This is a genomic window from Pilimelia columellifera subsp. columellifera, assembly GCF_039532605.1.
GTDB classification, from domain to species: domain Bacteria; phylum Actinomycetota; class Actinomycetes; order Mycobacteriales; family Micromonosporaceae; genus Pilimelia; species Pilimelia columellifera.
The window spans coordinates 64,512-88,308 of record NZ_BAAARY010000007.1; the positions used below are offsets into that span (position 1 = coordinate 64,512).

General features: G+C 71.1%; 13 protein-coding genes and 1 pseudogene. 6 read left to right on the forward strand and 8 right to left on the reverse strand.

Annotated features, from left to right (window positions below):
• Positions 1–122: 122 nt before the first annotated feature.
• Positions 123–5,027 carry an NAD-glutamate dehydrogenase gene (locus ABD287_RS09905; RefSeq protein WP_344171487.1) on the reverse strand — a complete coding sequence of 1,635 codons (4,905 nt, stop codon included), beginning with the start codon at positions 5,025–5,027 and terminating at the stop codon, positions 123–125.
• Between the two features lie 193 nt (positions 5,028–5,220).
• Here ABD287_RS09905 and ABD287_RS09910 point away from each other — a divergent pair, with 193 nt between their 5' ends.
• Together ABD287_RS09910 and ABD287_RS09915 are read left to right on the forward strand one after the other, a co-directional pair.
• Complete coding sequence (locus ABD287_RS09910) at positions 5,221–7,203, forward strand: penicillin-binding transpeptidase domain-containing protein (protein ID WP_344171489.1); 1,983 nt, start codon at positions 5,221–5,223, stop codon at positions 7,201–7,203.
• A gap of 108 nt (positions 7,204–7,311) precedes the next feature.
• Positions 7,312–9,801 carry a sensor histidine kinase gene (locus ABD287_RS09915; protein WP_344171491.1) on the forward strand — a complete coding sequence of 830 codons (2,490 nt, stop codon included), beginning with the start codon at positions 7,312–7,314 and terminating at the stop codon, positions 9,799–9,801.
• A gap of 49 nt (positions 9,802–9,850) precedes the next feature.
• Here the strand turns inward: ABD287_RS09915 and ABD287_RS09920 are convergent.
• The 7 genes and pseudogenes from ABD287_RS09920 to ABD287_RS09950 all read right to left on the reverse strand — a co-directional run.
• A pseudogene (locus ABD287_RS09920) lies at positions 9,851–10,744 on the reverse strand (arginase family protein); the annotation flags it as partial.
• Positions 10,745–10,755: 11 nt separating this feature from the next.
• Entirely contained in the window at positions 10,756–11,703 is a 948-nt protein-coding gene (locus tag ABD287_RS09925) for a tetratricopeptide repeat protein (RefSeq protein WP_344171493.1), read from the reverse strand.
• 79 nt (positions 11,704–11,782) lie between these two features.
• A complete protein-coding gene (gene icmA, locus ABD287_RS09930) occupies positions 11,783–13,456 on the reverse strand; it encodes a coenzyme B12-dependent isobutyryl-CoA mutase large subunit (protein WP_344171495.1) in 1,674 nt (557 codons plus the stop codon).
• 437 nt (positions 13,457–13,893) lie between these two features.
• On the reverse strand, positions 13,894–15,093 hold the full coding sequence (locus ABD287_RS09935) for a hypothetical protein (protein WP_344171497.1): 1,200 nt from the start codon (positions 15,091–15,093) through the stop codon (positions 13,894–13,896).
• Between the two features lie 161 nt (positions 15,094–15,254).
• Complete coding sequence (locus ABD287_RS09940) at positions 15,255–16,502, reverse strand: glycosyltransferase 87 family protein (protein WP_344171499.1); 1,248 nt, start codon at positions 16,500–16,502, stop codon at positions 15,255–15,257.
• 8 nt (positions 16,503–16,510) lie between these two features.
• Positions 16,511–17,491, reverse strand: coding sequence for a methylmalonyl Co-A mutase-associated GTPase MeaB (gene meaB, locus ABD287_RS09945; protein ID WP_344171501.1), 981 nt, complete (start codon positions 17,489–17,491; stop codon positions 16,511–16,513).
• An 8-nt stretch (positions 17,492–17,499) separates the two neighbouring features.
• Entirely contained in the window at positions 17,500–18,684 is a 1,185-nt protein-coding gene (locus tag ABD287_RS09950) for an acetyl-CoA C-acetyltransferase (protein ID WP_344171503.1), read from the reverse strand.
• Positions 18,685–18,797: 113 nt separating this feature from the next.
• On the opposite strand from ABD287_RS09950, the gene mce reads away from it, so the two are divergent.
• From mce to ABD287_RS09970, 4 genes are all read left to right on the forward strand, one after another.
• A complete protein-coding gene (gene mce / locus ABD287_RS09955; RefSeq protein WP_344171505.1) occupies positions 18,798–19,274 on the forward strand; it encodes a methylmalonyl-CoA epimerase in 477 nt (158 codons plus the stop codon).
• 400 nt (positions 19,275–19,674) lie between these two features.
• On the forward strand, positions 19,675–21,111 hold the full coding sequence (locus ABD287_RS09960; RefSeq protein WP_344171507.1) for a DivIVA domain-containing protein: 1,437 nt from the start codon (positions 19,675–19,677) through the stop codon (positions 21,109–21,111).
• A 137-nt stretch (positions 21,112–21,248) separates the two neighbouring features.
• Positions 21,249–22,628 (forward strand): coiled-coil domain-containing protein, encoded by a 1,380-nt coding sequence (locus ABD287_RS09965; protein WP_344171509.1) that lies wholly within the window; start codon positions 21,249–21,251, stop codon positions 22,626–22,628.
• A complete protein-coding gene (locus ABD287_RS09970) occupies positions 22,625–23,764 on the forward strand; it encodes an AI-2E family transporter (RefSeq protein ID WP_344171511.1) in 1,140 nt (379 codons plus the stop codon). The genes ABD287_RS09965 and ABD287_RS09970 overlap by 4 nt, the downstream gene beginning before the upstream one ends.
• Positions 23,765–23,797 lie beyond the last annotated feature (33 nt).

Genomic DNA, 23,797 nt, shown 5'->3' on the forward strand with positions numbered 1-23,797 from the left:
AGCGGTCCGCTGGGGCGCTACGACGGTAGGAGCGTCAGGCAAGGACTGTCCGGCGAATGGCACCGGAACATGTAACCACGGCCACACCGTCGGTGGAATGCCGGCCGTCCACCCGTCATGGCTCAGGATGCCGCCGAGGTACGCACCAGAGTACGGATCTGCCGCAGCAGCACCGAGAGCGCGGCCAGGTCGGCCTGCGACTCGGCGAACTCGTCGACGGCGTTCCGCGTCCGGGTGATCACTGTGGCGTTGGCGTCCTCCCACTGGCGGACCCGATCGTCCGGCGAGGCGTCCGGCGGAGTCGCCGCCAGCACTTCGGCGGTGAGCCCGGCGACCGCGGCGTACAGGTCGTACCGCAGCGCCATCCGGGCCAGGGTCTGCCAGCGGTCGTTGCGCGGCAGGGCGGAGATCCGCGACAGCAGGTCGTCGACCCGGAAGTGCTCGGAGAGCACGAAGTAGACGCCGGCCACCTCCTCCACCCCGCGACCGGTGGCCGAAGCCAGCTCGACGACGTCCAGCAGGCCGAAGCTGTAGACCAGGCGGGTCGACAGGTAGGCCAGCGACCCGGGAATACCGCTGCCCACCAACTGGGAGGCGTGACCGCGAAGCGCCTCCTGCTCGGTGCCGCGGAATAGCTCGTCGAGCTTGGGCAGCAGCTGCGACACGCCGCCGCGCAGCCGGCCGATCTCGGTGGCCACGTCCAACGGCGAGGGTCGCGACGACACCAGCCAGCGGACCGCCCGGTCGAGCAGCCGGCGTGACTCCAGGTACAGCGCGGTCTGCGCGTCGGTGGAGACCTGGTTGTCGTGGTCCTCGACGTGCTGCCACAGCTCGCGGAAACCGAAGACGTCCCGGACGACCACGTAGGCGCGCATCACGTCCGCCGGCGACGCCCCGGTCTCCTCGACCGCCCGGTAGACGAACGAGATGCCGCCACGGTTGACGACCTCGTTGACCAGCTGGGTCGTGATGATCTCGCGGCGCAGCCGGTGGCCGGTCATCCGGTCGGCGAACCGCTTGCGCATCGGGGTCGGGAAGTACTCGCTGAGCACCTCGCTGGTCCAGCCGTCGTCGGGCAGGTCGGAGGCGAGGATCTCCTCCTCCAGAGCGATCTTGACGAAGGCGAGGAGCACCGAGAACTCCGGGACGGTCAGACCGCGACCGGCCTCGCCACGCACCCGCAGCTCGTCGTCGGAGGGCAGCGACTCCAACGCCCGGTCGACGTGACCCGACAGCTCCAGGTCCGTGATGATCCGACGGTGCACCGGGAGCAACGACAGCGCCTGGGCGTCGGCGTTGCCGAGCGCCCGCGCCTGGTCGTAGTTGTCCTGCAGAACCAGCTCGGCGACCTCGTCGGTCATCTCCGCCAGCAGGGTGTCCCGCTCGGCGACGGTCAGCTCCCCGTCGGCCACCGCCGAGCCCATCAGGATCTTGATGTTCACCTCGTGGTCGGAGCAGTCCACCCCGGCCGAGTTGTCGATGAAGTCGGTGAAGATCCGGCCGCCCCGGGCGGCGTGCTCGATCCGGCCGCGCTGGGTCAGGCCCAGGTTCCCGCCCTCGCCGACGACCTTGACCCGGAGGTCCGCGCCGTTGACCCGGATCGCGTCGTTGGCCTTGTCGCCGACGTCGTGGTGGGACTCGCCGGCGGCCTTGACGTACGTGCCGATGCCGCCGTTCCACAACAGGTCGACCGGCGCGGAGAGGATCGCCCGCATCAACTCCGCCGGGGTTACCGTGACGACGGTCTCGTCCAGGCCGAGCGCCCCACGGATCTGGGGGCTCAGGTTGATCGCCTTGGCGGTGCGGGGGAACACGCCGCCGCCCGCGGAGATCAGCTCGGCGTTGTAGTCGGCCCAGGACGAGCGCGGCAGGGAGAACAGCCGCCGCCGTTCGACGAACGACACCGCCGCGTCAGGGTTCGGGTCGATGAAGATGTGCCGGTGGTCGAAGGCCGCGATCAGCCGGATGTGCTCCGACAGCAGCATCCCGTTACCGAAGACGTCGCCGGACATGTCGCCGACCCCGACCACGGTGAAGTTCTGGGTCTGGGTGTCCACGCCCAGATCCCGGAAGTGCCGCTTGACCGACTCCCACGCGCCCCGGGCGGTGATGCCCATGCCCTTGTGGTCGTAGCCGGCCGACCCTCCGGAGGCGAACGCGTCGCCCATCCAGAAGTTGTAGTTGAGCGAGATCTCATTGGCGATGTCCGAGAACGTCGCCGTGCCCTTGTCGGCGGCCACCACCAGGTACGGGTCGTCGGCGTCGTGGCGGACCACGTCCGGCGGCGGGACGACCTCCCCGGCGACGATGTTGTCGGTGATGTCGAGCATCGCGGCGATGAACTGCCGGTAGCAGGTCACCGCCTCGTCGCGGTCGCCCGGCAACTGCTTGAGCACGAAGCCGCCCTTGGCGCCCACCGGCACGATGACGGCGTTCTTGACCATCTGCGCCTTGACCAGGCCCAGGACCTCGGTACGGAAGTCCTCCCGCCGGTCGGACCAGCGCAGCCCGCCGCGAGCCACCGCGCCGAAACGCAGGTGCACCCCCTCGAACCGGGGCGAGTACACGAAGATCTCGTACTTCGGGCGGGGCGCCGGCAGGTCCGGGATGGCCTGCGGGTCCAGCTTGAACGACACGTACGGTTTCGGCCGACCGCCGTCGGCCACCGAGGCGCGCTGGTAGAAGCTGGTGCGTAGGGTCGCCTGGATCAGCGTGAGGTAGGAGCGCAGGATGCGGTCCTGGTCGAGGCTGGTGACATCGTCGAGCTCCAACGAGATCGTCGTGGCGATGTCCCGTGCCAGGTGGGCACGGCCGGCGGGCGCCTTCACGTCCGGCGCGAACCGGGCCTCGAACAACCGGACCAGCAGCCGGGCTATCTGCGGGTAGGCGATGAACGTCTGCTCCATGTACTCCTGCGAGAAGACCGTCCCGGCCTGCCGCAGGTACTTGGCGTACGCCCGCAGCACCACGACCTGACGCCAGGTGAGGCCGGCGCGCAGGACCAGCTCGTTGAAACCGTCCACCTCAGCCTCGCCACGCCAGGTGGCGGCGAAGGCGTTCTCGACCTGCGGGCGGACCTCCGGCAGCGCCCGGTGCCCGACCGGCAGCTGGAGCCCGAAGTCGTACAGGTAGATCGTGCCGTCCTCGCGGTTGATCTCGTACGGGTGCTCGTCGGCGACCCGCACCCCCAGCGAGTGCAGCACCGGAAGCACCGCCGACAGCAGCATCGGCTCGCCGTACCGGTAGACCTTGAAACGGACGTTCTCCTCGTCCTTGCGCTTGCGGAACAGGTGCATCTCAAGCTGGCCGGGATCGTCGAGCAGCTCCAGCTTGGCCAGGTCCTGGCCGGCCTCGAACGGGTTGTGCTCGTCCTTGTACGCCTCGCTGAGCGCCGGCAGGTACCGGGCGTACAGCCGGCGGGCCGGACCCTCGCCGAACTTGGTCTCCAGACCGATCCGGAAGTCGTCCCACCAGGCCCGGGTGGCCTGGTCCAGCTCCTCGGCCAGGGCATGCGCGTCGATGTCACGGGGCGGATTCGCCGGGTCGGTCCGGACGATGAAGTGGACCCGGGCCAGGATCGACTCGCTGACCCTGGTGGTGTAGTCGAGCCCGACGCCGTTGAGGCCGCGTTGCAGGATGGTCTGCATCTTGAGCCGGTTCGCGGTGGTGAACCGGTCCCGCGGCAGGTAGATGAGACAGGAGATGAACCGGCCGTAGGCGTCCTTGCGCAGGAACAGCCGCAGCTGCCGACGGCCTGCCATCCGCAGCACGCCGATCACGGTCTGGTACAGCTCGTCGGTGCGGGCGTGGAACAGCTCGTCGCGAGGGTAGCTCTCCAGGATCTCCATGAGGTCGCGGCCCGAATGGCTGCGCGGGGAGAGCCCGGACCGGTCGAAGACCTCGGCGACCTTGCGTCGGACCACCGGCAGCTCACGGACGCTGGTGCGGTACGCCGCCGACGAGAACAGGCCCAGGAAGCGGCGCTCGCCGACGACCTCACCCTGTTCATCGAAGATCTTGAAACCGATGTAGTCGAGGTAGGCGTCCCGGTGCACCGTCGACTTCGCGTTGGCCTTGGTGATGGTGAGCAGCCGCTTCTCCAGCGCCTTCGCGTAGGCCTCCGGGGTCATCGACGACAACACCCGGGGCGCGTTCTGGTCGGCCCGCAGGATGCCCAGGCCGGTGCCCAGGACCGCTTCGAGCAGCAGCTCGGGACGGCCGTCCGCCCCAGCGGCCTCGACCAGCCGGTACTCGCGGTAGCCGAGGAACGTGAAGTGGTCGGAGGCGAGCCACCGCAGCAGTTCGATCGAGTCGGTGATGTCCTTGCGGGGCACCGGTAACGAGGCGCCCTCCAGGAACTCCGCAAGCGCTCTGGCCCGCTCGTTCATCCGCGGCCAGTCCTCGACGGCCTCCCGCACGTCGGTGAGCACCCCGATGAGATCCTGACGCAGCTGGCGCTCGGCGTCGGCGTCGTGCAGGGGATCGATCTCGACCCGGATCCAGCTCTCGATGAGGTCCGCGTCGGTGGCGTCGTCCGGGTCGACCCTGGGGCGCAGCTCGGTGAGCTGGCCCATCGGCTCGCGACGCAGCACGACCAGCGGGTGAACAAGGAGCCGCACGTCGAGCCGGCGGACCGACAGCGCGGCGGTGAGCGAGTCGACCAGAAACGGCATGTCGTCGGTGACGATCTCCACGGCGGCGGGCTGGGAGCTGTCCGTCGGCGGGGTCAGTTCCAGCTTCAACTCGCCGGGGACCCGCTGGGCGGCCAGGTCGCGGTGGTCACGCACCGCCGCCAGCAGCGACGCGGGCGGGCGGCCGACGAGATCCTCGTCCGGCGCGAACCGCCAGTAGTGCTCGACCAACGCCCGCTCGGTGTCGTCGGCCGCCAACGCCACCGCGGCGGCGATCTGGTCCTGCGCGGTCGGCGCGGCGGTCGGCGGCGAACCGCCCGGCTGTCCGGTACCGACCTCGGCGGGCGACTGCTCACCGCTGCGCATGTCGACGCCTGTGCCGCCCTGCCGATCCATGGAATGCCACTCCCCTCGCCCGCTGCCTCGCGGGCCCACGTCCTCATAGCCTAGGCCGTGCGATTTGTGTCACCGAACCGCCCACGCACGCGTGCTGTCAACTTTCCGACAACACCGAGGAGCATGCTTGATTGGCACGGTTTGCTGAACCGACGGGCTCCACGCTGCCGGGCCCGCGACCGGAGGTGTCACGATGCGTCCCCTGCCCGGACCGACCCGAGCGCTCGGCGCTCTGGCCGTCCTGCTCACCGCCGCCGGCGGCCTCGCCGGCTGCTCCACGGACTCGCCGGACCCGACGCTCGCCGCGTTCCTGGACGGCTGGCGCTCCGGCGCCCTCGACAAGGTCGGATTCGTCAGCCCCGCCGGCGAGAAGCTGGCCGCCGCCGATGTGCTCGCCCAACTCAAGCAGGTGTCGGGGGAGCTGAAGGACATCCCGCCGGCGCTGACCCGCTCCGGGCGGACCAAGGCCAACGACCGGGCCGCCGAGTACACCGTCGACGTCGACTGGACGCTGCCGGGCGGCGCTCGGTGGAAGTACCCGACGACGGTCAAACTGTCCCGCAAGAACGACGCCTGGGTGGTGGTCTGGGAACCCGCCGTGGTCGAGCCGCAGCTCACCGCGGACGACGCGCTGGCGGTCGAGCGGCTGACGGCCGCCCGCGGGCCGATCCTCGACGCCACCGGACGTCCGCTGGTCGCCGCGCGGCCGGTCGTCGTGGTCGGGGTGCAGCCGCGGCTGGCGACGAACGTGCCGACCCTGACCGCCGCCATGGCCGCGGCGTTCAAGGTGGCCGGAATTGCCGTCGACCTCGCCGACCTGCCAGCGCGCCTCGCCGCGGCCGATCCCGACGCGTTCGTCGAGGTCGTCTCGCTGCGGGAGCCGGACTACCAGAAGATCCGCCAGCGGCTCCAGCCGCTGGCGGGCACAGTGTTCCGCGAGGAGACCCGCCAGCTGGCCGCGACCCGCACCTTCGCCAGGGCGCTGCTGGGCACCGTCGACCCGGTCCAGCGCGACGACATGGCCGCCCGCCCGAACGTCTATCAGCTGGGCGATCAGGTCGGGCACGGCGGCATCCAGGGCCGCTACGAGGACCGGCTCCGCGGGACAGTCGGGCAGCGCGTCCTCATCGCCAGCAAGACGCCGGACGGCGCCACCCAGAGCCGCGAGATCCACCGGATCGAGGCGGTTCCGGGGCAACCGGTGAAGACGACGCTGGACGTGCCCACCCAGGGGGCGGCCGAGGCGGCGCTGACCGGTCAGGCCCGCCGCGCCGCCGTGGTCGCGGTCCGGGTGAGCGACGGGGTGGTGCTCGCGGCCGCCAACGGCCCCGGGGGCGGCGGCGAGAACCTGGCCTTCACTGCCCAGGTCCCGCCCGGCTCCACCTTCAAGATGGTGAGCGCCCTGGGGCTGCTGGACCGCAGCGCCGTCAGCCTCAACGGGCCGGTCAACTGCCCGAAGACCTACACGGTCGACGGGCGGACGTTCAGCAACGCGAACAAGTTCGCCCTGGGCTCGGCGCCCTTCCGCGTCGATTTCGCCAAATCCTGCAACACCGCCTTCGCCGCGCTGGCCCCCAAACTCGGTCCGGAGGGGCTGGCCGCCGCCGGGGCAAACCTGGGCCTGGGCGGGGCCTGGCCGATGGGCGTCGATACGTTCGCCGGTCGGGTATCGACCGGCGGCTCCAACGCCGAACGAGCCGCGGCGGCGTTCGGTCAGGGGACCACCGTGGTCAGCCCGCTGGCGATGGCGGTGGCCACCGGAACCGTCGCCCGGGGCGGCTGGAAGCCGCCGTCGGTGCTGCTGGATCCGGCGCCGGGCGCGGCGGCGCCGCCGACGCCCACCCCGGCCGGTCCCGGGGCGTCCACACCAGCGGACATTCCGGCCTCGGCGGCTCCCGCGCCGGCGGCGCTACGCGCCACCTCCATCGGCCCGCTGCACACCATGATGCGGGAGGTCGTCACCAAGGGCACCGCCCTGGCGTTACGGGACCTGCCCGGCGGCCCGGTGCATGCCAAGACGGGCACCGCCGAGTACGACAACAATCCCGCGCACACCCACGCCTGGGTGATCGGCTGGCAGGGCGACGTGGCGTTCGCGGTCTTCGTCGAGAACGGGGGCGCCAGCAGCGCCACCGCGGTCCCGATCACGGCGAAATTCCTGCGGGCCCTGCGCTGACACCGACCCACTCTGGGCGTTTGCGGGAAGGCTGACCGGGTATTAGACAGAGTTTGATGTCGTTCTTGACAAATTGCCATAGAACGGGCCTCGGCACGGGGGTGGGGTATGCCGTTCGATGTGACCGCGTTGGCCGAGCCGAACCGGGTCGCCGCGGTCGACCGCGCCCGGCTCACGCTGGCTGGCCTGTCGGTGCCGCTCGACGGCCTGGCCGCGCTGGCCGCCAAGCTGCTCGACGCGCCATTCGGGGCGGTCTGCCTGGTCGGCGGCGACGCCGACACGATCATCGGCAGCTACGGCCTGGCAGCGCAGTTGGGCCGAGGTCGCCGGATCGCGCTGGAATACTCCCTCGGCAAACATGTTGTCGCCAGCGACGGCGCCACCGTGATTCCGGACATGGCCGCCGACTCTGACCTGGCCGATCATCGCCAGCTCACCGAGCACGGGGTGCGCGCATTCGTCGGCGCGCCGCTGCACGGGCCGGCCGGCGAACCGGTGGGTTCGATCATCGTCGCGGACAACAAGCCGCGGCAGTGGTCGGCGCGGCAGGTCGCGCAGCTGGAGATGGTCGCCGAGGTGCTCCGGCCGACGGCGCCCCGGACCCCTGCCGGCGCCCTGCCCGACCTTGAGCTGGGGCCGCTGCTGGAGTCGGTCCTGGAGGCGTTTGTCGCCATCGACATCGATGGCGCGCTCGTCGGCATGAACCCAGCCGCCGAGGCGCTGTTCGGACGGACCGCGGCCGAGGCCGTCGGTCAGCCGATCAGCGACCTGCTCACCCTGGAGGGCGACGCCGCCCGGCAACGTGCCCTGTTCGCCGAGATGGCCACCACCGACCGGCCACAGCACCGGGCGCTCGCCACCGGGCGCGCCGTCGATGGCCGCGAGTTCTCTCTCGACGCCTACCTGACCTGCGTGCCGTCCCGCTCCGGTCCGCTGATCTGCGGCTTCCTCATCGACACCAGCGAACAGGCCGAGGTCCGACGGTACGCCGCCCGCCAGGGCAGCTTTCTCAACGCAGTGCTGGACAGCGTGCTCACCGGAATCGTCGCCTGTGACCCGAACGGCATGGTCGTGGTGGCGAACCGGCCACTGCGCGAGTGGTACAGGCTGCCTGACGACTGGCAGCCCTTCGATCTCGGGGCGGCGTCAACCGTCGCGTACGAACTTGACGGCACGGCGGTGCCGGCCGCCGAGACGCCGTTGTTCCGGGCCCTGCATGGGGCGGTCGTGCAGGGCCAGCACCTACAGATAAAGCCCCCCGGCAGGCAGTCGCGGACGTTCCTGCTCAACGCCCAACCGGTACGCGACGGCGGCGGGCAGCTACTGGGCGCGGTGGCCGCCCTACATGACGTGACCGACCAGATGCGTACCGACCGGTTCCGGGCCTGCGAGCTGGAGGTGGTCAGGACCCTCGCCTACGCCAAGTCGCCAACGGACGCGATCGCGGCCGTGCTGCACGCTATGGCGGCCACGCTCCGCTGGTCGTGGGGCGAGGCGTGGCTGCTGGCGGCGCCCGGCGGGCGGCTCCAACCGGCCGCCCGGTGGCTGGCTGACGATCCGGACGACTCATGCCGGCGTGATGTCCGCTGGCAGGGCGAAGCGCTGGCCCGTCAGTGCCTGGAGAGCGGGCAGGCGGTGTGGCTGGGCCCGACCGATGTCGGCGCCACCCCGGTCCGACCGCCCGGCGGCGCGCTCGAGCCGCGGCACCGGCTGGCGGTGCCGATCCGCTCCGACGGGGCGGAACTTGGCGCGCTGGCCCTCTCCGGCGACGAGGCCGACGGACCAGCCGAGCACTATGTCGGTTTCGCCCAGGCGATGGCAGCGCACCTGGCGGCCTTCCTGGCCCGGCACCGGGCCCAGGAGCTGCGCGCCGAGCTGGACCGCAGCAAAGACGACTACGTCGCTCTCGTGGGGCACGCCGTCCGGACGCCGCTGACAGCCATCGGCGCCTACTCCGAGCTGCTGCGTGACAGCGCCGTCTCATGGCCGGAGGACGACCGGTCGATGCTGGAGGCGATCACCCGCAACGCCGAGACCCTCCGCGCGATCATCGAGGACCTGCTCGACCTGGCCGCGATCGAGTCCGGCCACGCCAACCTGCAACTCGTCGACACCGACCTCGCGCCGCTGGCCCGTGAGGTGATGGCCGCCCAGGCCGCGAGCGCCGCGGCCAACAACGTCACGGTCGTCGACAGGGTGCCGGACCGCCTACCGCTCCACGCCGACCAGACCAGGCTGCGCCAGGTGGTGGAGAACCTCCTGTCGAACGCGATCAAGTACAGCCCGGAGGGTGGCGAGGTGAAGGTCTACGCCTCCAGCCACGATGACGTCGCGGAGCTGACCATCACCGACGCCGGCGTCGGCGTTCCGACCGAGGAGCGGGAACAGCTCTTCCGCCGGTTCTTTCGCGCCTCCAACGTCATCAACCGCGGCATTCCGGGGACCGGGCTGGGGCTCGCGCTCGTCCGCGCGGTGGTCGAAATGCACGGCGGCGACCTCATCGTGGCGCCGGTGCCAGGCTCCGGCGCCGGCACTGTCGCGACGGCGCGGCTACCGTTGACGCCCTCGCCTGGAGACCCGTCGCCGGGCCCGAGCTGAATCGCGCTCACCTCGCCGGATGTCCCGTCGTCGCCGCGCTCGCCAGGCCCAGCCCGTTCGCCAGCGCGCCGACGACCTCACCGGCGTGGACACCGTCCGGGTCGTAGTCCGGGTCGAAGACGGTCAACTGCATGCCCAGGCAGTGCGGGGTGCCGACCAGGCCGGCCAGCAGCAGCTCAAGCTCAGCGAAAGCGATCCCGCCCGGCTCCGGGGCGTCCACGGCCGGCATCACCGCCGGATCCAACACGTCGACATCGACATGCAGCCAGAACCCCGCGCAGTCGGCGACCTGCTCGCGGGCCCACTGCGCCGTCCGGGCCGGCCCTTCCGCCCTCAGCTCCGTGACCAGCCGGTGGACGATGCCGGCCGCCTGGAGATCGAGCCGGTGCTGATCGTGGCAGCGCAGGCCAAGCACCACCACGTCGATGTCCCGGAAGTACGGGCGACGGCCCTCGATCGCGGCCAGGTCGCCCTGGCCGCGGCCGGTCACCAGGGCCAGATTCTCCCCCGCGGCCGCGCCCACATACGCCGCGTTGCCCGGATGCCGGAAGTCGGAGTGGCCGTCCACGAACACCAGGCCCACCCGCCCGCCGACCGCCTCGCCGAGCCGGTGCATCGCCAGGCCCGCGCCGATGAGGATCGAACAGTCGCCGCCGAGGACCAGCGGAAACTCGTCGGCGTCGACGACCGCCCCGATGCGATCGGCGAGCCGCCTGGAGTACGCCGCGATCTGCGCCGCCTGGGCGGCCCCGTCGCCGGGGCGCCAGTCACCCGGGTCGTAGCGCGGCGGTGTCAGGCAGCCGGCGTCCCGGGCGTCCAGCCGGGCCAACAGCCCCTGGTCCCGAAGCGCGCCCGGCGCCTTCGCGCAGCCCGGCGCCGACGTCGGCGTGGGAGGGCGCAGACCCAGGTTGGACGGCGCGTCAAGCACCGCGATACGACGCACCGCCGCGCCCGTCAGAACAGCGCGCTGGCCAGCGCGCGGCGGGCCGATGCCACCGTCGGGTCGTCCGGTCCGGCCACCGCGAACAGCGACACCAGATGCTGGCGCGCCCGCTCCCGCTCCTCCCCGCCGACCCGGCGGACCAGATCCACCAGACGGGCGTAGGCACGGTCCGCGAAGCCGACCAGGACCTCGACGTCAGCCGCCAGCAGCTGTGCCGCCACGTCGTCCGGCGCGGCCTGGGCGGCGGCGATGGCCGCGTTCGGGTCCACGGCGCCGGCCCGGCGGGCCAGCGCGATGTGCGCCAACCCGGACTCGGCGGCGATGTCCCTGGGCGACTCGGCCAGGATCTTCCGGTAGGCCGCCTCAGCGGCGTCGAGATCGCCGGCCATGAGCGCCGCGTCGGCGGAGTCCAGCCGCGGGTCCTCCACGACCGGCGCCTCCACCCCGCCGGCGGCCAGCACCGCGCCGATCCACTGCCGCAGCTGCGCCTCGGGGATCACGCCGGAGAAGGCGTCCACCGGCTGCCCGCCGGCCAGTGCGATCACCATCGGGATGCCCTGCACCCGGAACAGTTGGGCCAGCCGCTGGTTGGCGTCGACGTCCACCTTGGCCAGCACCCACGCCCCGGCGCCTTCGAGCGCGAGTTTCTCCAGCAGCGGCGACAGCTGCTTGCACGGCTCGCACCACTCGGCCCAGAAATCGACGACGACTGGCGTCGTCAGCGACCGTTCCAACACCTCGGCCTGGAATGTCGCCTCGGTCACGTCGATCACCATCGGGCCGCCGCCGGGGCCGCTATCCGTTGCGCCGCCCGCCCCTGGCACGCCACCGGCGTCCGGCTGCGCGGCCGGACCGGCGGGCGCGCCACCGGATGACGCCGGGGCCGCGGGGCGGCGCAGGGCGCTGAGGTCGACGGCGCCGCGGGTGAAGATCGACGGGTTGGCACGTGGGTCGCTCATGAGCACAGTTTTGCACGCGGCCGCTGGCTGGTGTGGACGACGTGCGGCGCCCACGCGAGCGCCACACGTCGATCGTCGGTCAGAAGCGCGCCGGCTCCCGGTAGATGCCCCACTCGGCGCGCAGGACGTCGCAGATCTCCCCGAGCGTCGCCTCGGCGCGGACCGCGTCGAGCATCGGCGGAATCATGTTCCCGGCCCCCCGGGCGACCGCGACCATCGCCGTCAGCGCGGCCTCGACCCTGGCCTGGTCCCGCGCCGTCTTGCGGTCGGCGAGCTGAGCCTTCTGCACGACCTCGACCTCGTGCGAGATCCGCAGCACCTCAAGGTCCTTGGCGATGGTGGCGGTGTGGCAGTTGACGCCGACGACCCGCTTGTCGCCCTTCTCCAGCCCCTGCTGGTAGGCGAAGGCCGCCTCGGCGATCTCCGAGGTGAAGTAGCCGTCCTCGATGCCCCGCAGGATGCCGGCGGTGATCGTGCCGTCGGACCCGAGCGAGCGGATCCGGGCGAAGATCGACTCGGCCTCGGCCTCGATCTTGTCGGTGAGCGCCTCGACGTACCACGAGCCGCCGAGCGGGTCGGCGACGTTGGTGACGCCGGTCTCCTCCATGATCACCTGCTGGGTCCGCAAAGCGATCTCCGCCGACTCGTCGGTCGGCAACGCCAGGGTCTCGTCGAGCGCGTTGGTGTGCAGCGAGTTCGTGCCTCCGAGCACCGCGGCGAGCGCCTCGACGGCCGTCCGGACCACGTTGTTCACCGGCTGCTGCGCGGTCAACGAGACGCCCGCGGTTTGGGTGTGGAACTTCAGCCACAACGCCTTTTCGCTGGTGGCGCCGTACTCGTCGCGCAGCCACCGGGCCCAGATCCGGCGGGCGGCCCGGAACTTGGCGATCTCCTCGAAGAAGTCGACGTGGCTGTCGAAGAAGAAGCTCAGGCCGGGCGCGAACGTGTTGATGTCCAGGCCACGGGACAGGCCCAGCTCGACGTAGCCGAAGCCGTCAGCCAGGGTGTACGCCAGCTCCTGCGCCGCCGTCGAGCCCGCCTCGCGAATGTGGTAACCGGACACCGACAACGGTTTGTACTTGGGAATCTCCGCAGCGCAGTACTCCATGAGGTCGCCGATGAGGCGAAGGTGCGGCTGGGGCTCGAACAGCCACTCCTTCTGGGCGATGTACTCCTTGAAGATGTCCGTCTGGAGCGTGCCGTCGAGCTTGGAGATGTCCGCGCCCTGACGCTCGGCGGCCACCAGGTACATGCAGAACACCGGGACGGCCGGGCCGGAGATCGTCATCGAGGTGGTGTTCGCGGCCAGGTCGATACCGTCGAACAGCACCTCCATGTCGGCGGCCGAGTCGATCGCCACACCGCAGTGGCCGACCTCGCCCAGGGCCTGCGGATCGTCCGAGTCGCGCCCCATGAGGGTCGGCATGTCGAACGCGACGGACAGGCCGCCGCCGCCCGCGCCGAGGATCATCTTGTAGCGCTCGTTGGTCTGCTGGGCGTTGCCGAAGCCGGCGAACTGCCGGATCGTCCAGGTGCGACCGCGGTATCCGGTCGGGTAGAGACCCCGGGTGTACGGGAACTCGCCCGGCCAACCGATCCGTTCGAAGCCCGGCGCCTCGACGCCGGCCGGCGGCCCGTACACCGGCTCCACCGGCATGCCGGACAGCGTGGTGAAGTCCGCGTCCCGCTTGCGCGCGGCGTCGTAGCGGGCCTGCCAGCGGGCACGTCCGGCAGCGATCTCGTCGGCGTTCATGGCCGCACCTCCTGAAGTCTCGTCCAGCAGTCTAGCGATCCCTGAACGTTGGCTCAGGACAGCGCGGGCCTGAGGGCCTGACAGCGACCGGCGGCGGCAGCGACCCCGCCGTCGGGACCACCTGCGGCGACGCGGCAAACAGCGGGCGGCGACCGGCGCCAAAGGACCGGGTGAGGACACGGTTCCAAGGCGAAGGCACGATTCCTCGTGTGCTGTTTGACATTGTGCCCGGGTGTCCCGCGGATGGCGTGACAAGACCCACCCGTCTCGTCACGCCATCGACGGAACGGCATCACCGTACGTAGTCCGACAGACATCGGCTAATTGCTGTTCGCTATTTGCGGCAAAGGGCAATCGAAGCGCAGACACCGCCGGACACGGTTGAGCCCCGGCTCTGCGAATGCCGACCCGGGGCTCAACGAGTTACCAACCGGTGACTAGTCCCTGACAACGATCAGCAGAGCGTCGTGCCGGGTGTTGCGCATCTGATAACGGTACCCGGCGGTGATGTCCAGGTCGCTGGAGACGGCCACGGCCTGACCCTCGCCGTCCTCACGGAACTCCCAGTCCCTCTTGCCCAGGCAGTCCCACATGTCGGAGCCCTTCTGCGCCGCCGACAGGTTGAACGTGCCGCCCAGAATCACTGGGTCGCGCTCGCGGCTCTGGATCGCCGGCACGATGTCCCAGGCCAGCTCCTCGCACTGTGCGAGAGCGGTCCGGTCGTCACGCTCGTCCAGACCGGTGGCGCAGGCCAGGTACTCGTTCACCGAGTACACGCAGGCGTACGCCTCGGCGTCGCCGCGACGGTCCTGCTCGACGAACGTGTCGCCGTACTCCTCGAACCCGTCGTGCGCCCGGCTCAGGCCACGACCGATGACGCCGACGCCGTAGTCGGAGCCGTCCTCGCACTCGACGGCGTCGCCGTCGTCGTCCGTGACCGCCTGGAAGACTGACTTGGTCCACGAGTTGGTCCACACGCCACGCAGCGAGCTGAGCAGCGGACGCATGTCGGCAGCGCAGACGCCGTTGAATGTGACGACATCCGGCTTGAGCGAACGGATCTGGCCCTCGGCCTCGTCGACCTGGCGGCCACGGTCGTCACAGGCGTTGTCGGAGCTGTAGCGGCACAGGTCCATCTGCACGATCCGGGCCTCGTCCCGCGGGGCAGGCTGCGGCGGCTTCGGCGGACGCGGCTTGCTCGGCGCCGGCGGCTTCGGGTGCGGCGGTCGAGGCGGACGTGGCTTGTCCGGCTTCGGCGGCGGGGTCGGCTTCGGCGGCTGCGGCGGACGCGGGTTGTCCGGCTTCGACGGCTTGGGCTTCGTCGGCGGCTTCGGCTTCGTCGGCGGCTTGGGGTTGGTGGGCGGCTTCGGCTTCGTGGGCGGCTTCGGCTGGCCTGGCTGCGGCGGACGCGGCGGGTCGGCCAGGTTCAGCTCAGCCGACAGCGGCGGCAGGGTCATCGAGACCGTGCCGGTGCTCGTCACCACCTCGGCGGGGGCAGGGCTGGCAGCGGCGGCCATCGCGCCGAGGGTCAGCGGAGCGAACGCGGCGACCGCGATGCCGGCCAGGAAGGCCGTGCTTCGCAGCGCCGCAGGGCGCCACGGGGCGCCCGGAGGACGTGCGGAACCGTGTGAGGGCATGGAATCCGTCCTTGTCGATTTCGAGCTACGCGATTGAGACGCCCGACCCGCTCCGGTGTTCCCCAGCGTCAGACATTGCGGTTCTGACGCTTACCGCTCGGCGGCCTCGACGAGGCCCTCAGGAATCGAACTATCTCAATCTGCCAACGCCGACGCAGACGCTAGACGACATGTTGATCAAGGGCAATGGACCGCCCGTCCGATGCCGCTAACGGCATTACGGATGGCGCCTGACATTCACGACCTCGTCCGACATGTGTCCCCAGTGGCAATGCGACAGCGACTGCCGCCGCAAGCAGCAGTCGCGCCTCGCTGAATGGCGGGAATGGAATCGTCGCGACAGGAAGGGTCATCACCGCCAACGTCGATGCGGTCCACCACCAGCGCCAGCGTGCCGCGGCCGCCAGGCCAGCGGCCAGCACCAACCATGCCCCGTGATGCGTCCAGGAGACCGGGGAGAGCACCAACGACGCCGCCCCGAGCACCACCATCGCCGGCAACTCCCGGCCCTGACCGGCAAGACGTCTCGCCCGCGCCAACGCCAGCGCCAGCGCGACGGCCCCCAGCGCCGCCAGCGTCGGCACCCTGACCTGGTCTGTCAGCCCCAACCTCAGCAACGCCCCGTTGAGCGACTGGTTGGCAGTGGACGCCAGATTGCCGATGCGCTCCACATGCCACAGCTCAACCAACCAGAAACGCTCCGACTCCGCCGGCAACGCCCACCAGGTCACGGCCGTCGCGACCACAAAGGTGGCCGCCGCCCGCCAGGCCAGCGGGCGCCACCGCCGGACCACGACGAAGCCCAGAATGAAGATGATCGGCGTGAGCTTGACCGCCGCGGCCACTCCCACACCGACACCGCGCAGCGGGCGCGGCAGCACCCCGGCCACGTCGGCCAGGACCAGCGCCACCAGCAGCACGCTGACCTGGCCGAACCGGACGTTGCTCGATACCGGCGCCGACAGCGCCAGCGCCGCGGCGGTCGCGGCGCCCGCCAACGCCGGCGGCACACCCACCGGGGCCAGCCGCCGGCCCGCCATCAGACTCAGCGCGACGATCGCCGCGGCGGTCGCCGTCAGCCACAGCACGCGCGTCACTGGCGCCGGCAGCAGAGCCGTGGGCAGGAACAGCACGCCGGCGAACGGCGGATACGTGAACGGGGCGCCGTCCACCGCGGCGAAGTCGTACAGGCTCCGGCCCGACAGCCACGAATTCACCGAACCGATGTAGACGCCGAGGTCAGACATCTGCTGACGGGCCGGTCGCAGCAGCGTCACCGTCGTGTGAACCGCGAACGCGACCCCGGCGACCGCCCACAACCAACGGGCCAGCAACGCCGTCCGGCGGTCGTCGGCCAGCATCCGCCTGGCCGCGCGGGCCACAGCGCCCTTCCGGGCGGCGACGGACACGGGCGTGGCTACCTGTCCGCCGCGATCCGCGCGAGCAGCCGCTCCGCAGCGGCGTACGGGTCGGTCCGACCCTCGACCACGTCCGCCGACAACGCTGTCAGCTCCGCGCCGTCGCCGACCGACCCGATCCGGGCCCGCAGCCGGCCCACCACGATCGCCTCAATCTCCACCTGGGCCCGACGCCGCCGCCGCAGCGTCAGCGCCCCGGACCCGGCGAGCCAGGCGCGGTGCTTGTCGACCGCCTCGACAATCCCGTCGATGCCTTCGGACCGGGAGGCCACCGCCCGCACCACCTGCGGCCGCCACTGGCCAGGCTCCCGCTCGCCGAGAGCGATCATCCCCTGGATGTCACGGTAGGTGGCGTCGGCGCCATCGCGGTCGGCCTTGTTGACGACGAACACGTCAGCGATCTCCAGGATGCCGGCCTTCACCGCCTGGATCGCGTCGCCCATGCCCGGGGCGAGCAGCACCAGGCAGGTGTCGGCGAGGCTGGCGACATCCACCTCGGCCTGCCCGACGCCGACGGTCTCCACCACGACGACATCACAGCCGGCCCCTTCGAGCACCCGCACCGCCGCCGGGGTAGCTGCCGACAGGCCACCCAGGTGACCCCGGCTGGACATCGACCGGATGTAGACGCCGGAATCAGTCGCGTGGTCCTGCATCCGGACCCGGTCGCCGAGGATCGCGCCGCCGGTGAACGGGCTTGACGGGTCCACCGCAAGCACCCCCACCCGGGCGCCCCGGGCGCGCAGCACCCGCACCAGCTCGTTGGTGGTGGTCGACTTGCCCACCCCTGGGGAGCCGGTCAGGCCGATGACCTGGGCCTGGCCGGCGTACGGGGCGAGCGCCGCCGCGATCTCGGGCAGCAGCGGATCGCCGGACTCCACCAGCGTCACCAGCCGGGCCACCGCGCGGGGGTCGCCCTCGCGGGCCCGGGACACCAGGTCGCTGACGTCCCGGGACCGCCGTGGCGAAACGGTCGACAACGCGCGCCCTAGGCCGCCGGGACGCGCAGCACCAGCGCGTCGCCCTGACCGCCGCCACCGCACAGCGCCGCCACGCCGACGCCGCCGCCACGCCGACGCAGCTCCATCGCCAGGGTCAGCGCCAGCCGGGCGCCCGACATGCCGATCGGGTGGCCCAGGGCGATCGCCCCGCCGTTGACGTTCACCTTGGCCGGGTCGACGCCCAGCTCCTTGGTGGACTGGATGCCGACCGCCGCGAACGCCTCGTTGATCTCGATGAGTTCGAGGTCGTCGACGGTGAGGTCGGTCTTGGACAGCGCGTGCTTGATGGCGTTGGCGGGCTGGGCGTGCAGCGAGTTGTCCGGGCCGGCGACGTTGCCGTGGGCAACGATCTCGGCCAGGACGGTCAGCCCCAGCTCCTGCGCCTTCTCCTTGCTCATGACGACCACCGCGCAGGCGCCGTCGGAGATCGGCGAGGAGGTTCCGGCGGTGATGGCGCCGTCCTTGGCGAACGCCGGGCGCAGCTTGCCCAGCGACTCGACGGTGGTGTCGGGGCGGATGCCCTCGTCCTCGGCGACGACGACCGGCTCGCCCCGGCGCTGTGGGATCGACAGCGGCACGATCTCCTCGGCGAAGGCGCCGTTCTTCTGCGCGGCGGCGGCCCGCTGGTGGCTGGTCGCGGCGAACGCGTCCTGCTCCTGCCGGGTGAGGCCGAGTTTGGCGCCGGCCCGCTCGGTGGACTCGCCCATCGAGATGCCGTCGTACGCGTCGGTGAGGCCGTCGAGGGCCATGTGGTCCTTGATGACGACGTCGCCGTACTTGTAGCCGGAGCGCTGGCCGACGAGCAGGTGCGGCGCGTTGGTCATCGACTCCATGCCGCCGGCCACCACGATGTCGACCTCGCCGGCGCGGATGAGCTGGTCAGCCAGGGCGATGGCGTCGAGGCCGGACAGGCAGACCTTGTTGATGGTCAGCGCCGGGACGCTCATCGGGATACCGGCCTCGACGGCGGCCTGGCGGGCGGGGATCTGGCCGGCGCCGGCCTGAAGCACCTGACCCATGATCACGTACTGCACCTGGTCGGCGGCGACGCCGGCACGCTCCAGCGCCCCGGCGATGGCGGCCGCGCCGAGCCTGGTCGCGGGGAGGTCCTTGAGGTTGCCCAGCAGGCGACCCATCGGGGTGCGCGCGCCGCCAACGATCACCGAGGTCATCGGGTCCGCCTCTCTGTGGCTCAAAGTCTCTGGGGCCAGCCGGGCCAGCCGGCCGCGAGGGCGTCCTCACACCCACGGCCACGCCTGAACGCTGGTTCAGTCAGACTAACGCCATGACTGAACGTGAAGCTCATGACCACCCTGCGGACTACGTCACAGCCGGCGGGCTGGGCCTGCTGGGCATCGACCACGTCGGCGTCGCGGTGCCGGATCTGGACGCGGCGATCGCGTTCCACCAGCGGATCTTCGACATGCGCTGTGTCCATGAGGAGGTCAACGACGAGCAGGGGGTGCGGGAGGCCATGCTCGCCGTCGGGCCGGACCCCGGGCGCGGCCGGCTCCAACTGCTCGCCCCGCTGCGACCGGACTCCCCCATCGCCCGGTTCCTCGACCGCTCCGGGCCGGGGGTTCAGCAGGTGGCCTACACCGTCGCCGACATCGACGTGGCCTGCGCGACGCTACGGGCGCGGGGAACACGACTGCTCTACGACGAGCCGAGGCGGGGCACCGCGGATTCCCGGATCAACTTCGTCCACCCCAAAGACGCCGGTGGCGTGCTCGTCGAGCTGGTCGAACCGGCCCGCCGATAAGGTGACTGGCCACACCTCCGGTGGACATTGCCGGTCGCCCACGCGCAGGCGGGCGCTCACGCATTTGTCATCCCTTACCTGTCGGCGCCGGCGTCGGCATCGAAATATCGAGGTAATTGACTTGAATAATCATTCCGACGCCTCCGGCTGCCCGTCACGGCGCGGCGATGATCCTCGGCGCCGCAATCTCGCCGGGCCGGCCCGATCCGTTACGTGGCAAGGGAATCGGTGAGCTTCCGGCCGTCGCCGGACCCGACCCCGCGCGCTGGTCCGCAGCGGCGCGACGACGGCCAACTCCGCGGTCGGCGACCACGTCCGCGGAATGAATGCCGGCCGCCGTCGATGAATCATGGGCCGCCGCTCTTGCGGAGCCCCTGGGCCTATCTGCGACCATGTGCCAATGGCCCAGCAGCATGACTCCTCGATCGCCTTTTTCGACAACAGCAGCGCGCCACATGACTTCACCGTGGTGTTGCGCGGCTACGACCGTCAGCAGGTCGACAGCCACCTTCAGCGCCTCACCGCGGCGCTGACCCAGGCGGAGCAGGCGCGGGCCGAGGCCGAACAACGGATGAACGACGCGCAGCGCCGGTTGCGCCAGGCCGAGCAGCGGATCAGCGCGGTCGAGCAGAAGCTCGCCGACAGCGAGAAGCAGTTGGAGGAGAACAGCCGTCCCACGCTCTCGGGTCTGGGCACCCGGGTCGAGCAGATCCTGCGGCTGGCCGAGGAGCAGGCCAACGACCACCGGTCCGAGGCCCGTCGCGAGGCCGAGGGGATTCTCTCGGCGGCCAAACTAGAGGCCAGGGAGATCACCGACAAGGCCCGGGCGGACGCCACCGCGATGAAGGCCAACGGCGAGCGCGAGGCCAACACCCTGCGGACCGCCGCCGAGCGGGAGGCGGCCGAGGTTCGGGTCCAGGCCCGTCGCGAAGCGGACACGCTGCGCGCCGAGGCCGAGCGGGACACCAAACAGCTGCGCACCGTCACCGCGCACGAGGTCGCCGAGCTGAAGTCGACGTCCGAGCGCGAGGTGGCGACGCTACGGGCCACCACCGAGCGGGAGGTCACCCAGCTCCGCTCCACCGCGAGCCAGGAGGCCGAGCAGAAGCGGACCGAGGCCGCCAAACTGCTCAGCGACGCCCGCGATAAGCGCGACAAGGACCTCCAGGCCCTGGCGTTGGAGCTGGCCGAACGCAACGAGCGGGCCGAGCGGGAGGAGTCCGAGCGGCACGCCGCCCAGGTCGCCGCCACCCAGAAGCTGGTGGGCGAGGCCGAGGAGCGGGCGCGTGCCGCCGAGGATCGGGCCAAGGAGATCGAGCAGCGGGCCGAGGCGCGGCGTCTGGAGTCGGAGAAGCTGGCCGCCGAGACCATCGACAAGGCCAAGGCCCTGGCTGACCGGACCGTCACCGAGGCGCGGGACGAGGCACACCGCCTCACCAGCGACGCCCGTCAGGAGGCCGAGCTGAACCTCCAGACCGCGCGTCGCCAGGTCGAGGATCTGACCAGGCAGAAAGAGACGGTGACCGCCCAGCTGGGGCAGATGCTCTCCGGGCTCGCCGGCATCGTGCCGACCGTCGGCGCCGCGGCCAAGGCGGTCGCGGAGAAGGTCACCGGCTCAGAGAAGGACGCCGGGGCCGAAGCGCCCACCGCCGCGGACCACGCAGACGGCTCGAGCCGGTTGACCGATGCCCCCGGCGGGACCGCCAGGGCATCCGGCCCGCCGGCAGAGAACGACGCGACGCAGTCCGCCAGGCGCCCGCACGCCGGCACGGCTGGGCCGACGCAGACCGCGAAGGACCCGCGGCCGGAGCCGAAGCAGCCGGCGAAGGCGAGCTGACGGCAAGCCCGGGAGGGCTCTTTACCCTCGCGTGGCCGGCGATGCGCGCCGGCCACGCGGACACCATGGGGTGCAAGGTCCACCCCTGGCAGGTGTGTAACGCGACGCCAGGCCGACGCCCGTGCCAAAATGGCCGTATGGTGCAGCACGGCGCAGACCTTTTCCCCCTCGACGACGGCGCCTCAGAGCCGACCTTCGAAATCGCCCTCCGCGGCTACGACCGACGGCAGGTCGAACGGTACGTCCAGCACGTCGAGGCCGAGGTCACCACCCTCGCCACTGAGCGTGAGCAGGCGTACTCGCAGGTCCAGGCGCTGGCCACCCAGATCGAACAGCTCCAGAACGAGTTGGTGGAGACCCGTCGTCGCGCGGCGGTCCCCGAAAAGATCTCCTTCCGGCATCTGGGGCCGCGGGTCGAGCAGATCCTTCTGCTCGCCGAGGAGCAGGCCGACCAGATGCGCGATGACGCCACCCGGGAGTCCGAGCAGCTCAAGCGCGCCGCGGACCGGGCGCTCGTGGAAGCCCAGGAGAAGGCCCAGGTCGCCGCCCGCGACTTCGAGGTCGCGCTGTCGGCGCGACGGGCCGAAGCCGACCAGGCCGACGCGGAGCGGGCCAAGGCGCGGGAGGCCAAGGTCGCCGAGGTCAACCGCCAGTGTGACCAGCTTCGGGCGGCGGCGGCGCAGGATGCGGCGAAGCTTCGTGAGGCCGCGGAGAAGCATGTCGCTCAGCTGCGCGTCGATGCTGAGGACGGGCTCGCCCAAACCCGTCAGGAAACCCAGCAGCTCACCGAGACCGTTAAGAAGCACGCCGACCAGACTCGGATGGAGCTGGAATCCCAGGTCCAGGCGACCCGGGCGCAGCTCCAGCAGGAGAGCACCCAGCGGCGGGCAGCCCTGGAACAGGAGATCACCAAGCGTCGCACCCAGGCTGAGCAGGAGTTCGCTCAGCGGCGGAGCACGCTGGAGCAGGAGGTCGGCGAACGTCGGGCGCAGGCCGAGCAGGAACTCAAGGACCGCAAGGCCAAGGCCGAGCAGGAAATCGCCCAGCTGAGGGCCGACGCCCAGACGCACGCGGGCAGGGTCCGCGGCGAAGCCGATGAACTGTTGACGGCGGCTCAGCAGCGGCTGACCGGCATCCAGCACGAGATCACCCAGGCGCACCAACGCCTTGCCGAGGTCGAGCAGCGCACCGGCGAGACCCGCAGGGACCTCGTCGCGAGCCAGCATCGGCTCAGCGAGCTCGAAGACAAGATCAGGGCCACGGCGAGCAGGACGGCGGGCGCGGCAGCGGCCAACGCGCCGGTGCCAACAGCCAGCCCCGCGCCGGCCAGTCCCGCGCCGGTAAATGCGGCGCCGGCCAGCCCGCCGGCGGCCGCCAGCGCCAGCGACGACGGGAGCGATGACGGGAGCGACGCGGGCGACGAGAGCGAGACCACCGCCCCCATTCCTCCGGCGAAGCCCACCACCGAGGCCAACGGGGATCGTCGGCCGCAGCGGGTCGGCGCTGACAAGGAATGACCGGCGCGCCCGGTGGGGACGCCTCGGCGGACGCGGCGACCGAGCCGCCGTTGAACGACGGCCAGACTCCGGACATCGAGGTCGCGCAACGGCCGTACGGCATGCCGGGACGACCGTTCAGCCGGAGCCCGTTCGCCCTGGGGTTCGTGGTGACGCTCGGCGGTCTGACCGCGTTCGGGATGCTGCGGGCGTTGGACAACGCCATGCCGATCCTGGTGCTCATCTTCTCCGCGCTGTTCCTGGCGATCGGGTTGAACCCCGCGGTGGAGGCGTTGCAGCGGCTGAACATGCGTCGGGGCTTCGCCGTTCTGGCGGTGGGGGCGGCGGCGGTGACGCTGTTCGGGGCGGGTCTACTGGCGCTGGCGCCACCGCTGGTCGCGCAGACCGAGGCGTTCGCCGAGAAGCTACCCGGCTATATCGAGGCGCTCAAGCGCAGCAAGACGGTCAACGAGCTGAACGAGCGCTACGACATCATCGACAAGCTACAGGCGGCGGCTACTCCGGGCGCGGTGACGGACGTCGCCGGCGGGGTGGTCGGGGGCGCCTCGGTGGTGTTCGGCACGGTCTTCAAGGTGCTGACGGTGTTCGTCCTCACGTTGTACTTCATGGCGTCGTTTGACCGGATGAAGCGTTGGGTGTACCGGTTGGCGCCCGCGTCGCGGCGGGAACGGGTGTCGCTGCTCAGCGACGCGATCCTCAGCAAGGTCGGCGCGTACATGGTCGGCGCGCTGCTCATCGCGCTCATGGCCGGGGTGTCGACGTTCATCTTCCTGTGGGTCGCGGGGGTGTCGTACCCGTTCGCGCTGGCGTTCGTCGTGGCGGTGTGTGACCTGATCCCGCAGATCGGCGCGACGCTGGGCGCGGTCGTGGTGAGCATCGCGGGATTCGCGACCTCGGTGCCGGTGGGCATCGCCTGCATCGTGTTCTTCGTGATCTACCAGCAGTTCGAGAACTACCTCATCTACCCGAAGATGATGCGCCGGTCGGTGAAGGTGAGTGATCTCGCCGCGATCGTCGGTGCGTTGACGGGGGTGGCGCTGTTCGGGGTCATCGGGGCGTTGATCGCGATTCCGGCGGTCGCCGCGATCCAGCTCATCGTTGACGAGGTCGTCGCGCCCCGCCAACAGCGCCACTAGCTGGCATGAATTGTCGTACTTTTTTGCCTCACT